12 protein-coding genes are annotated in these 12,519 nt (G+C 59.9%); 5 read left to right on the plus strand and 7 right to left on the minus strand.

The window, feature by feature from the left end:
• Positions 1–10: 10 nt before the first annotated feature.
• From ACXYMO_RS18250 to ACXYMO_RS18260, 3 genes are all read right to left on the minus strand, one after another.
• On the minus strand, positions 11–1,231 hold the full coding sequence (locus ACXYMO_RS18250) for a glycosyltransferase family protein (RefSeq protein ID WP_458880184.1): 1,221 nt from the start codon (positions 1,229–1,231) through the stop codon (positions 11–13).
• A complete protein-coding gene (locus ACXYMO_RS18255; protein WP_458880185.1) occupies positions 1,224–2,018 on the minus strand; it encodes an HAD-IIB family hydrolase in 795 nt (264 codons plus the stop codon). Before ACXYMO_RS18255 ends, ACXYMO_RS18250 begins: the two co-directional genes overlap by 8 nt.
• Before the next feature lie 95 nt (positions 2,019–2,113).
• Positions 2,114–3,034, minus strand: a complete 921-nt coding sequence (locus tag ACXYMO_RS18260) for a LysR substrate-binding domain-containing protein (protein ID WP_458880186.1) — start codon at positions 3,032–3,034, stop codon at positions 2,114–2,116.
• Positions 3,035–3,215: 181 nt separating this feature from the next.
• Here ACXYMO_RS18260 and ugpB point away from each other — a divergent pair, with 181 nt between their 5' ends.
• The 5 genes from ugpB (at position 3,216) to ACXYMO_RS18285 (ending at position 8,294) form a co-directional block, all read left to right on the plus strand.
• Positions 3,216–4,526 carry a sn-glycerol-3-phosphate ABC transporter substrate-binding protein UgpB gene (ugpB, locus tag ACXYMO_RS18265; RefSeq protein WP_458880187.1) on the plus strand — a complete coding sequence of 437 codons (1,311 nt, stop codon included), beginning with the start codon at positions 3,216–3,218 and terminating at the stop codon, positions 4,524–4,526.
• Between the two features lie 62 nt (positions 4,527–4,588).
• Positions 4,589–5,470 (plus strand): sn-glycerol-3-phosphate ABC transporter permease UgpA, encoded by an 882-nt coding sequence (gene ugpA / locus ACXYMO_RS18270; RefSeq protein WP_458880188.1) that lies wholly within the window; start codon positions 4,589–4,591, stop codon positions 5,468–5,470.
• Positions 5,471–5,490: 20 nt separating this feature from the next.
• On the plus strand, positions 5,491–6,327 hold the full coding sequence (ugpE, locus tag ACXYMO_RS18275) for a sn-glycerol-3-phosphate ABC transporter permease UgpE (protein ID WP_458880255.1): 837 nt from the start codon (positions 5,491–5,493) through the stop codon (positions 6,325–6,327).
• 3 nt (positions 6,328–6,330) lie between these two features.
• Positions 6,331–7,386: a sn-glycerol-3-phosphate ABC transporter ATP-binding protein UgpC gene (ugpC, locus tag ACXYMO_RS18280; protein WP_458880189.1), complete on the plus strand. Its 1,056-nt coding sequence runs from the start codon at positions 6,331–6,333 to the stop codon at positions 7,384–7,386.
• A gap of 170 nt (positions 7,387–7,556) precedes the next feature.
• Positions 7,557–8,294, plus strand: a complete 738-nt coding sequence (locus tag ACXYMO_RS18285; RefSeq protein ID WP_458880190.1) for a ZIP family metal transporter — start codon at positions 7,557–7,559, stop codon at positions 8,292–8,294.
• 106 nt (positions 8,295–8,400) lie between these two features.
• Here the strand turns inward: ACXYMO_RS18285 and ACXYMO_RS18290 are convergent, their stop codons facing one another.
• The 4 genes from ACXYMO_RS18290 to ACXYMO_RS18305 are packed head-to-tail and all read right to left on the minus strand — an operon-like array spanning position 8,401 to position 12,512.
• Positions 8,401–9,867: a mannitol dehydrogenase family protein gene (locus ACXYMO_RS18290; protein WP_458880191.1), complete on the minus strand. Its 1,467-nt coding sequence runs from the start codon at positions 9,865–9,867 to the stop codon at positions 8,401–8,403.
• Between the two features lie 28 nt (positions 9,868–9,895).
• Positions 9,896–10,669, minus strand: coding sequence for an L-iditol 2-dehydrogenase (locus tag ACXYMO_RS18295; protein WP_458880192.1), 774 nt, complete (start codon positions 10,667–10,669; stop codon positions 9,896–9,898).
• Entirely contained in the window at positions 10,666–11,670 is a 1,005-nt protein-coding gene (locus ACXYMO_RS18300; protein ID WP_458880193.1) for an ABC transporter ATP-binding protein, read from the minus strand. Before ACXYMO_RS18300 ends, ACXYMO_RS18295 begins: the two co-directional genes overlap by 4 nt.
• Before the next feature lie 11 nt (positions 11,671–11,681).
• Positions 11,682–12,512, minus strand: coding sequence for a carbohydrate ABC transporter permease (locus tag ACXYMO_RS18305; RefSeq protein WP_458880194.1), 831 nt, complete (start codon positions 12,510–12,512; stop codon positions 11,682–11,684).
• Between the last annotated feature and the right edge of the window lie 7 nt (positions 12,513–12,519).

Genomic DNA, 12,519 nt, shown 5'->3' on the forward strand with positions numbered 1-12,519 from the left:
GGAGGGCGGCTCAGCCGAACTCTTCGGCGTCCTCGGCCGCAGCGCGACGCAGATCATAGAGGAATTCGGGGTCCGCCGAATGCACGCGGTTCCAGGTCGGGATAAACGGGCTTTCGTTGGGGTTTTCGAGAAACAGTTGCCCCGCCCGGATGATGTTCTCGGCAAAAAGTTCGACCGACTTCTCTTCTTTGTGGCGGTCGATGGTCAGGCCGTTCATTTTTGCGTCGTTATAATAGCTTTCCAGCAGATCCAGCGCGGACCGGTAGTAGGTCGCCTTGAGCGTGCGGAACAGGTTCGGTGTGAAAACCGTGCCGTCCGAGGCCAGCTTGCGAAAGATGGCTTTGCATATGTCCGTCGACATCCGGCTAAGCCCGCGTGTGGCATCTTCGGGGGACAGATCCTGATGCTTGTGGTCATAGGCATCCGCGATTTCCACCTGACAGACGGCCTGCGGCGCCATGTTTCGCCATGCCTCGGACAGAACACCGATTTCCAACCCCCAGTCGGACGGGATACGCAAATCGGGCAAGACAGGTGTCCGCAGGGCGAATTCGCCGGACAAGGGGTAGCGGAAACTGCGCAGATAATCGAGGTAATCACGATCACCCACCACGCGTTTCAGGGCAATCAAAAGCGGACTGACCAAAAGCCGTGTGACCCGCCCGTTCAGATGTTTGTCGTCGACCCTAGGATAATACCCCTTGGCCATCTGGTAGGAAAATGTCGGATTGGCCACCGGATAGACAAGCCGCGCCAGCATTTCGCGCGAATAGGTCAGGATATCGCAATCATGGATGGCCATGACCGAACTGTCCGCACAAGCGATCAGATAGCCGATGCAGCTCCAGACGTTCTTGCCTTTTCCCGGCTCCTTGGGTGCCAGTCCCAGTTCCTCAAGCCGCGCGCCAAGTTCTTTCATCCGCGGGCTGTCGTTCCAGATTACGATATGGTTTTGCGGCAGCCTTGAGAAAAACGCCTGTGCATGCCGGTATTGCGCTTCGTCTGCCTGATCCAGCCCGATTATGATCCTGTGCAGATACGGCACCTGCGACAGCTCATCCAGAATGTTGGCCAGCGCCGGCCCTTCCAGTTCCGAGTAGAGACTGGGCAGGATCAGGGTGATCTTGCGGGTCTCGGCGAAAGCGGAAAGTTCGTAGGTCAGGTCATCCAGAGGCCGCGTGCGAAGGTTGTGCAGCGTCGTGATGTGCCCGTTCTGATGAAAGTCAGCCATGTTTTGAAGCGTCCTCGGCAGGGGTATTTCTGTTCAGGAAAGTGGTCATCGCGTCCGCCCAGCCCCGTGGCCCTTCCAGACGGGTGCGCAGGATACGTCCGGCGACTTCGCCAGGCAGGTGGGGCAGGGCGCGGGCTGAAGAGTTGGCCACGATGACGGCGAAATCGGCCTTTTCCAGCATTTCGACATCGTTGGGCGCGTCCCCAAGCGCAATCGTCATTCCGGGCCGAAAGCGCTTGATCAGCGCATCCATCTGATCCGCCTTTGTGCCGCCGAAGGACAGGGTCAGGAACCGCCCGCCGCGTCGTGCGTGCAGGCCGGCGCGCCGTGCCGCGTCGAGAAACCCGTTCAACTCTGGCTCGGGCCCTGTCCACAGACCTGGCTCGGTAAACTGCCTTGCCTTGGCGTTTCTTGCCGCGTCCAGGGACAATCCGGTGACGTCTGCAACCTCTTGCGCGGTCATGTCTCCGAACCCACGAAAGCCAACTGGCAAGCTGCGCAGAAGGTCCCTGATTTCGTTATATTGTGCCGGGCCCAGATCACTGGTTTGACCCGCCTCCAGAAGGCCCGCGCCATTTTCAACAATCGCGGGCCAGTCGGCAAATCCGATCGCTTGCCGGATCGGGGCGACCTCGGCGGCGGTCTTGCTTGTCGCGAGGATCACGCCCGCCCCGATATCGCGCAGCCGCGCAAGTGCCGCGGCCGCCGGGCGCCATGAATAATCATCGTGCCCCAGAAGAGTCCCATCAAGATCGGAAAATACAAGGATGCCAGGGATCTTGGTCATATCAGTACAATAGGGGACAAATGCTGCAGATGCGAGGGTGACCTTGCCAGCTCGTCCCGGCGGCCCGTTTTATCCCCGGTTGCCCACCCGGCCCGTCAAAAGGACCCCGTCGCAGGGGACGCCTGAAACGGCTCCAGGCTGGCCGCGAAGGCGTCGATGAATTCCAGTGTAACCATCGAGGGGCGTTTCAGGGTCGGGCGCACCAGGGACAACCGGTGCGGGATTGCGGGCAAGAAGGGGCGCATGGTGACCTTGTCCCGCGCAAACCTGACGGCATCAAGTTCGCTGACAACCGCCACGCCGATGCCGTGTGATACCAGCTCGCACGCCGATGTGAATTGCCGCGTTTCAACCAGGGTCGACAAATCCGTCTCGCTATCCTGAAAGGCGTTTGCGAGGCTCTTGAAAAAATCGCTGTCACGGCGCGTATGGATGATCTTTTCTCCGGCCAGTTCGGCCGGCGTGATCACCTCGTAGTGCTCAAGCCGGTGCCCGACGGGAAAGATGCACACCGTTCGCACGTCAATATCCCGGCTTTCGACCGCAGTATGCCCGCGAAACCCATCCGTGATCCCAAAATCGAACTGTTCGTTTATCATCCACTCGAGGATGCGTTCAGGGCGATCCGGTTCGATCGTGATGCTGACGCCGGGCCGGGCCTTAAGGAACTGCGCCACGACGGCGGGCAAATGACTGGTGGCAAATCCGGGCAAGCAAGCGATCCTGATATGACCGGCCTTGCGTTCGGTGATGTTCTGACTGACTTCACCGATCTGATCCATCAGTTCCAGAACGCGCTGTATGTCGGACTGCATGAACCGCACCTCTTGCGTCGGCAAAAGTTGGCCGTCGCGGCGGTCGAACAAGGAAAACCCGAGGGTTTGACCCAAGTCTGACAGCAACCGGCTGACGGCGGGTTGGCTGATGCCCAGTTTTTCTGCGGCCCGTGTCACAGAACCTTGTTGAATCACAGCCATAAGGGCCTCGAGCTGACGCAAGCGCGGAATTTGTTTCATTGCTACCCTTCGCCGACATTCTCAACGCTGCAGGTATAACGTAATGTTATATTTTCTCAATGTTTTGAAGTCTTGAATTATGTCGAAGGGGGTGTATCGTTTCGACGTCGAACAACCGATGCGGGTCAGCGAACAACAGCATCACATGGACAACGCACCAATTCGGTGCATGGGAGGAATAATGAAAAAGTCATTCATCGGCGCGCTCGCCGTATCCACGATCCTGTCGCCAATCGCGGCAATGGCACAAACCGAAGTGCAATTCTGGCACGCATTCACGGGCCGCCTCGGCGAGTTGGTGAAAGCACAGGTCGCAGACTTCAACGCCAGCCAGAGCGACTATGTTGTCGTGGAAAGCCACAAGGGCAACTATTCCGAAACGCTCAACGCCGGCATCGCGGCATTTCGCGCCGGGGAACAGCCGCACATCCTGATGGTGTTTGAGGTTGGCACAGCCACCATGATGGCGGCGGGTGGCGCGATCAAACCCGTTTACGAGGTCATGGCCGAAAGCGGCGCGACCTTCGACCCGGACGCCTATATCGGCGCGGTCAAAGGATATTACACCTCCACCGATGGCGAGATGCTGTCGCTGCCGTTCAACTCTTCGACGCCGGTTCTGTGGGTCAACCGCGATGCAATGACCGCCGCGGGTGTCGATCCCGACACGGACCTGTCCACATGGCAGAACGTCAGCACCGTTCTCGATCAGTTGAAGGCCGGCGGTGAAGACTGCCCGTTGGTCACAGCCTGGCAAAGCTGGATTCACCTTGAGAATTTCTCGGCCTATCATGACGTTCCCTTTGCCTCCAAGGACAACGGATTTGCGGGCCTGGACACCGAGTTGATGCTGAACGGTGAGGCGCAGGTCGCACATCTCACGGCCATGGGCGAATGGGCGCGGGACGGCAAATTCATCTACACCGGGCGCCGCAACGAAGGCGGCGCGAATTTCCGGGCGGGTGAATGTGCGCTCTTTACCGAAAGTTCCGCCGGGTATGCAGGCATCAGTTCCGAGGCCGAGTTCGATTTTGACGTGCGCCCCCTGCCGTATTGGGAGGGCGTCGGTAACGCACCGCAGAACACCATCATCGGCGGCGCATCTCTTTGGGTCATGTCCGGTCACGATGACGCGGAATACAAGGGCGCAGGCGAATTCCTGAGCTATCTGTCGTCCTCTGACGTTCAGGCGGCATGGCACCAGAACACCGGCTATCTGCCAATCACATCCGAAGCGGGCGAAGCCACCCGGGCGGCCGGGTTCTATGACGAGAACCCCGGCACCGATGTGGCGGTGATCCAGATGACGGCCAAGGAACCGACAGCCAATTCCAAGGGCCTGCGTCTTGGATCGTTCGATCAGATCCGCGGTATCATCGACGAAGAGCTTGAGGCGATCTGGTCCGGCGACAAGTCCGCACAGGAGGCGATGGACAGCGCCAAGGAACGCGGTGATGCCCTGTTGCGCCGTTTCGAAGCGGCCAACCGCTGAGCGCATGACCTGAAGGTGGGCCCCAACGCGGGCCTGCCTTCCAAGGGCTTGGGGGCACCAACATGGAAAAACGCGTCACATTTCGCGGCTGGCTGCTGCCGCTTTTGTTGATCGCGCCACAGGTCGTCATCTCGGCAGTGTTCTTTTTCTACCCGGCCGGGCAGGCGATCTGGCAGTCGCTGTTCATCCCGGACCCCTTTGGCCTGTCGTCTCGGTTTGTGGGCCTGGGCAATTTCGAATTCCTGCTGAGTGACAAGTTCTACCGCGCCTCTTTCGTGACGACGGCGGTTTTCTCGATCCTCGTCACGCTCTGTTCGATGATACCCGCACTGTTCCTGGCGGTGTTGGCGGACCGCCTCATCAAGGGATCGGGAGTCTACCGCACGCTTCTGATCTGGCCCTATGCGGTCGCCCCGGCGGTGGCTGGCGTGTTGTGGCTGTTCATGTTCAACACCCGCGTCGGGGTGGTCTCATGGTATCTGGGTCAGTTGGGCTATGACTGGAACCACGTCCTGAACGGAGGCGAGGCGATGGGCCTTGTCGTCGTGGCCTCGGCCTGGGGGCGCATCAGCTACAACTTCCTGTTTTTCTTCGCAGCACTTCAGGCCGTGCCAAAGTCGGTGATCGAGGCTGCGGCGATTGATGGTGCCCGGTTCTGGCGGCGGTTCTTCACCATCGTGCTGCCGCTTTTGTCGCCCACCACGTTCTTTCTGCTGGTCGTCAACGTGGTCTATGCCTTCTTTGAAACCTTCGGCGTGATCCACACGATCACGGCGGGCGGACCGCAGCAATCGACAACCATTCTGGTTTACAAGGTGTTTTCGGACGGCTTTGTCGGGCAGGATCTGGGGTCGTCCTCGGCCCAGTCGGTCATCCTTCTTGTCGTGGTCGGATTGCTGACGGTCATCCAGTTCAAATTCGTCGAGAAAAGGGTGCATTACTGATGCCGGGCGATGTGCAGGGCATGGTTGAAAAGCGCGGTATAAGCCTGTGGCTGACCCATGTCGTCATGATCCTGGGCGTGTTGGTGATCTTCTTTCCGATCTGGCTCGCCTTTGTGGCGTCCACCGTCACGCAACCCGAAATCGTGCGCCCCCCGATGCCGATCTGGCCGGGTGATCAATTCTGGGAAAACTACTCTCAGGCGCTGTTTTCCGGCGTGAACATGCCGGTGACGACGATGCTGTTGAACAGCTTCGTGATGGCGATCGGCATCGCGGTGGGTAAAATCGTCATCTCGCTGATATCGGCCTTTGCCATCGTCTATTTCCGCTTTCCCGGTCGGACGCTCTTTTTCTGGATGATCTTCCTGACGCTGATGTTGCCGGTCGAGGTGCGGATCGTGCCGACCTATGAGGTCGTCGCAGGGTTCGGGATGCTGAACAGCTATGGTGGGCTGATCTTTCCGCTGATCGCCTCGGCGACGGCAACCTTCCTGTTCCGCCAGTTCTTTCTGACCATCCCCGATGAACTGGCCGAGGCCGCGCGCGTCGACGGGGCAAAACCGATGCGGTTCTTCTGGGACATCGTCGTTCCGATGAGCCGGACAAACGTGGCGGCCCTGTTCGTGATCCTGTTCATCTATGGCTGGAACCAGTATCTCTGGCCGCTTCTGATCACCACCGATCCCGAAATGAACACCATCGTCATGGGCATCAAACAGATGTTCCCCTCGGGCGATGACGTGGCCGAATGGCCGGTCATCATGGCGACCTCGATCCTTGCGATGATACCGCCGGTGATTGTCGTGGTCAGCATGCAACGGCTGTTTATCCGCGGCCTGGTAGACAGCGAGAAATAAGATATGGCGACAGTGACCCTCAACGACGTCAGGAAAAACTTCGGCTCGACCGAGGTGATCCACGGTATCACGGCCAATATCGCCGATGGCGAATTCATCGTGATCGTGGGCCCGTCCGGCTGCGGGAAATCCACCTTGCTGCGCATGGTCGCCGGGTTGGAAACCGTGTCCTCGGGCGAGGTGCAAATCGGCGGAGAACGGGCGAACGAAAAGGAACCCATGGACCGCGATATCGCGATGGTGTTCCAGAACTACGCCCTTTATCCGCATATGTCGGTGCGCCAGAACATGGGCTATGGGCTGAAGATCGCGGGGCTGCCCAGGGATCAGATCGATGCAAAGGTGGTTCAGGCCGCCAAGCTGTTGCAGCTGGAACCGCTGTTGGATCGCAAGCCCCGGCAATTGTCCGGCGGACAGCGCCAGCGTGTCGCGATGGGGCGTGCGATTGTACGCGAACCGGCCGTGTTCCTGTTTGACGAGCCGCTTTCGAACCTCGACGCAAAGCTGAGGGTGCAGATGCGCCTTGAAATCAAGGAGCTTCAATCGACACTCGGGATCACATCGCTCTACGTGACCCACGATCAGGTCGAGGCGATGACGATGGCCGACCGGATGATCGTCATGAACGGGGGCGTAGCCGAACAAATTGGAACCCCGCTTGAGGTTTACGAGACACCGCGCACCCTGTTTGCAGCACAGTTCATCGGCAGTCCCGCGATGAACATCTTTGACGCCGAGGTGAAGGGCGGCAAGGTCTTACTGGGGGGACAGCCTGTCGCGGACGCCGTTGGGGCCGATGGCCCCGTGAAACTGGGGGTTCGGCCGGAACACTTGGACTTGGATCAAACAGGCCCGATTGCAATCGAGGTTCAGTTGACCGAACCGCTTGGCGCCAATACGCTTTTGCACGGACGACTGGCCGGTGCGCGCGAAAATTGCACGGTCAGCATGCAGGGCGTGCATTTGGTGACCGACTACGACCGGGACTTACGCTTTGGCATTCAACCCGGAAAGGCCCATCTCTTTGATGCCGCGACCGGGCTGCGCCGCACGGCGTGAATTCTTGCTTGCCCATGTCGCACATTGGTCTGAACAGCCGGGATTAATCCCTTTGCTGCGAGCAAGCTGCCGGCGAAAATCTTGGCAAAAACACGGGGCGACACCCCTTGCGCAGAAAGGTTATCATTGCTGTCATGCAATGAAGCACCAAAAGCAGAGCCGCTGAAACATTGGACACGCCGCCCCTCATCCCCTTTGCGATCCTGGCAAGCTTGTTGGCTGGTCTTGTCACCACCATCGGGGTCCTGGCCGTGCGCCAATTTGGAGAATGGAGTCGCCGGAACGCGGTCTATTTTGCATGTTTTGCCGCTGGGATCCTGATCGCGGTCTCCTTCCTGCATCTGATGCCGAAAAGCCTGGAACTGAGCAGTCAGGGCCCGATCTTCATGTTGACCGGTTACCTCTTGATGCACATATTCAATCGGTTTCTCACCACCCAGGTCTGTGACAAGTCTGACACGGCGGACTATGCAATCGGTCTCGTGGCAATGCTGGGGATCGGGTTTCATTCGTTCGTGGACGGGGTGATGTATTCCATCACGTTCACCGTCAGCTTTTTCACTGGCGTCGTGTCCGCGCTGGGCATGGTCTTGCACGAATTTCCCGAAGGAGTGGTCACCTATGTGCTTTTGTTGCGCAGCGGCATGGGTGACAAAAAGGCGCTCTGGCTTGCGCTCCTGTCAGCGGCAGCCACGACTCCGCTGGGAACGTTGCTGTCCTACCGTTGGGTCACCCGCATTAATGAAACGCTCCTAGGCGATCTCATGGCTGGATCGGCCGGTGCCCTGTTTTATGTCGGTGCGACACATCTGCTCCCAATGGCGGAACGCGAACCACGCAGGTTTTCCCTGGTTGTTCTGGGGGCAGGGGTGACCACGGCAATGGGGATCGCTTTGAGTGCACGTTAGACACTCCGGACAATCCGGTGCAGAGTCCGAGTTGCCCGATCACGGTCACATAGCAATGCGGCGCGTGATCTTACCGGTTTTCCGGCTGCGATAACCCGGATAAGACCTAAGTGCCCAAATAGCGGTTCAACCCGGCCCGGCAGCCATCGCTCCACAGGAGCGCCAGCCAATCGTTGAACGCGATGGCGAATTCAGGCTGGGCGGCAAGGTCCCCATAGTATTCGCGCTGCTCAAGCCATGCCGCAGGTGCGGACCGGGCCCGCAGCGCAGTTTGCTGCATTGCGTCCCAATGCGGATCGTTCGGTTCTATGGTTGTGCCATCTTCGCGTTTACCTGCGCACATGCGTGCCCACAGCGCTTCGACAAGGGCCAGACCCTGCACGCTGCCGCCGCGGGCAAGGGCGTCTCGTAATGTTGGCAGCACGAACCCGGTGTGGCGGGACGATCCGTCAAAGGCCACGCGGCGGGTGGTGTCGCGGATTGCGGGGTTGGCGAAACGGCGCTCGATAAGTTCCAGATAGGCGGTAGGGGTCATGCCGGGCACCGCTTGCACATAGGGCAGGATTTCCTCGGTCTGAACCTTCCGGAAGAACGCCGCGATTTGCGCGTCCCGCATGCAGTCGGCGATGGTGGGAACGGAAAGCAGCTCGCCCACATTGGCCAGAACCTGATGCCCGCCATTCAGAATGCGGATTTTCATCGACTCGTAACTGTGCACGTCATCGGTCAGCGTCGCACCGATTTTTTCCCATTCCGGGCGGCCTGCGCAAAAGCGGTCTTCGATCACCCACTGGCGAAAGTTTTCATGGGTGACGGGGGCGGCATCCTCAATGCCCAGTGCTCGGGCCTGTTCGATCACGTCCGGGCCGGTGGCCGGGACGATGCAATCGACCATGGAGTTCGGAAAGGCGCCGTTGCTGTCGATCCAGTCGGCAAGCCCGGCATCCGAAAGCCGCGCCAGCCCGACCACGCATTGCCGCAGGAACTCTCCGTTGCCTTGCAGGTTGTCACAGCTCAGCGCTGTGAAGGGTCTCACCCCGGCATCCCGGCGCAGTTTCAGCGCGGCTACGATGGCGCCAAAGGCCGTCCGGGGCGCGTCGGGGGTGCGGACGTCGTGTTGAATATCCTGGTGGCCGGTGTCGAATTCGCCCGACGTCGCGTCGAGGTAATAGCCGCCCTCGGTCACGGTCAGCGAAACGATCCGGATCGCCGGGTCCGCCATTTGGCGGATCAGAGGGCCGTTACCGTCTTTGATGGGCAGATAGTCGATCATTGACCCGATCACCTCGGCCGACGTGCCCGAGGGGTCAAGTTCGATCAGGGTGGTCAGGCAGTCCTGGGCAAGCAGCTTGTCACGCATGGCCGCGTCATAGGGGCGGACACCGGCCCCGATGATCGCCCAATCCAGCGCTGTGCCCTGTTGCATCAGTCGGTGCAGATACCACGCCTGGTGGGCGCGGTGAAAGTTGCCCAGCCCGATATGCACGATGCCGGGGGTCAGGGCGGAACGATCATAGAGAGGGCGCAAAATGCTTTCGGGCAATTGGGAAAGACTTGCGTTTGACAGTTTCATTGGGTCCGCTCCTTGCGCAAGTCGGTCATCAGCTCATCCATTGCCCGCCGTCGACGTTGTAGCATTGGGCAACGATGTAATTGGCCTCGTCGCTGGCCAGGAAAATTGCCATTCCGGTCAGGTCCTCGGCCCGGCCCATGCGCCCGTAAGGCACGGCCTCGCCAACCTCTTTCTTCTTCTGGCCCGGCGCCTTGCCTTCGTATTTGGCAAAAAAGGTATCGACACCGTCCCAGTGTTCGCCGTCCACCACGCCGGGGGCAATGGCGTTCACGTTGATCCCGTGTTCGATCAGGTTCAGCCCGGCAGATTGCGTCAGGCTGATGACGGCGGCCTTGGTGGCACAATAGACGGCCACCAGGGGTTCGCCGCGCCGGCCTGCCTGGCTGGCCATGTTGATGATGCGCCCCTTGATGCCACGCTCGATCATGTGGCGGGCGACGGCCTGCAGGGTGAAAAGCGTACCGGCGACATTGATGTCGAAAACGCGGGTGTACTCCGCGCGCGTGATCTCGACGATCGGGGCGGCGGTGAACAGCGCGGCGTTGTTGATCAGGATGTCGATCTGGCCAAGCGCCGCTGCGGTTTCGGCCACAGCGGCGTCAATGCTCTCCTGTCGGGTGACGTCCATTTCGACCGCGATGGCAGCATGGCCAAACCCGGCGGCGGCGTCACGGGCGCGGCCGATGTCGATATCGGCGATGGCGACGCGCGCACCCTCGCGCACATAGGCCTTGGCAAAGGCCAGCCCTATACCCCGCGCAGCCCCGGTGATCAGGGCGGTCTTTCCAACCAGCCGGGTCATGCGATCCTCAGGCCATTTGCGTCAAAGCGATGAATGACGTCTTCACGCAGAGATAGGTGGACCCGGTCGCCGTGCCGGAACCCGACCTCGCCATCGGCGCGCACGGTGATAGTTTCCGCCAGGCCCGTTTCGTGGATGTGGAGGAAAGTGTCCGACCCCAGGTGTTCGGATACGCCGACCACCCCGGACCAGGGCCCGTCATCCGCCGACACCACGATATGTTCGGGGCGAATGCCGATTGTGTGGGCGCCGCACTGCGTTGCCACGTCGCCTTCGATGAAATTCATCTTGGGCGACCCGATGAACCCCGCAACGAACAGGTTGCGCGGCGCGTGATACAGATCGAGCGGGCTGCCCACCTGCTCGATATTACCGGCGCGCAGCACCACGATCTTGTCGGCCATGGTCATCGCCTCGACCTGATCGTGGGTCACATAGATCATCGTGGTGGCAAGCTTCTTGTGCAGCTCGCTGATCTCCATCCGCATGCCGACCCGCAGCGCGGCATCAAGGTTCGACAGCGGTTCGTCAAAGAGAAAGGCCGCCGGTTCGCGCACGATGGCCCGACCGATGGCGACGCGCTGGCGCTGACCGCCGGACAGTTGTCCGGGGCGGCGATCCAGATAGTCGGTTAGGTTCAGAACCGAAGCGGCGCTTTCCACCCGCCGGTCGATTTCGGCCTGATCGATTTTCGCCATGCGCAGCGGAAAGGCGATATTCTTGCGCACCGACATATGCGGATAAAGCGCGTAGGACTGGAACACCATGGCCAGCCCGCGCTTGGCCGGGGGTGTTTCGGTGGCGTCGGTGCCGTCAATTCGGATCGCACCGCTGGTGACATCCTCAAGCCCCGCGATCAGGCGCAAAAGGGTGGATTTTCCACATCCCGAGGGGCCGACGAAAACCGCGAATTCGCCATCTTCGATGGTCAGATCCAACGGCGGGATAACCTCCACATCGCCGAAGCTCTTGGTGACTTTGTCGAGTACGATGCGTCCCATTTGTCTTGTCCTTATTTCACGGCGCCAAAGGTCAGGCCGCGCACCAGTTGTTTTTGGCTGAACCAACCCAGAATGAGGATCGGTGCGATGGCCATGGTCGATGCGGCGGAGAGCTTGGCGTAGAAGAGACCCTCGGGGCTGGAATAGCTGGCAATGAAGGCCGTGAGTGGTGCCGCGTTAACCGCGGTGAGGTTGAGCGTCCAAAACGCTTCGTTCCAGGCGAGGATGATGTTGAGCAGGATGGTCGAGGCGATTCCGGGCACCGCCATGGGCGTCAGCACATAGAGGATTTCCTCTTTCAACGTTGCCCCGTCCATCCGCGCGGCCTCGAGAATTTCACCGGGGATTTCCCGGAAATAGGTGTAAAGCATCCAGACAATGATCGGCAGGTTGATCAGCATCAGCACGATCACAAGGCCGAACCGGTTGTCCAAAAGGCCCATCCGGATGAACAGCAGGTAGATCGGGTAAAGAACGCCGACCGCGGGCAGCATCTTGGTCGACAGCATCCAGAGCAGGATGTCCTTGGTGCGTTTGGACGGCACAAAGGCCATGGACCATGCCGCCGGAACCGCAATGACAATGCCCAAAAGCGTCGACCCACCCGCGATGATCACCGAGTTCCACAGAAACCGCATGTAGTTCGAACGCTCTTGAACGATGGCGTAGTTTTCCAGCGTCCAGTCAAAGCCGAGAAAGATCGGCGGCGAGGCGATGGCCTGTGCTTCGGTCTTGAAGCTGGTCAGGATCGTCCAGAGGATCGGAAAGAAGATCAGCAACCCCACGGTCCAGGCCAGCACGGTATTGATCGTCTTGCGTTGTGGTGTGACAGCGCGTGCCATGATGACC

This window comes from Arenibacterium sp. CAU 1754, assembly GCF_054482635.1.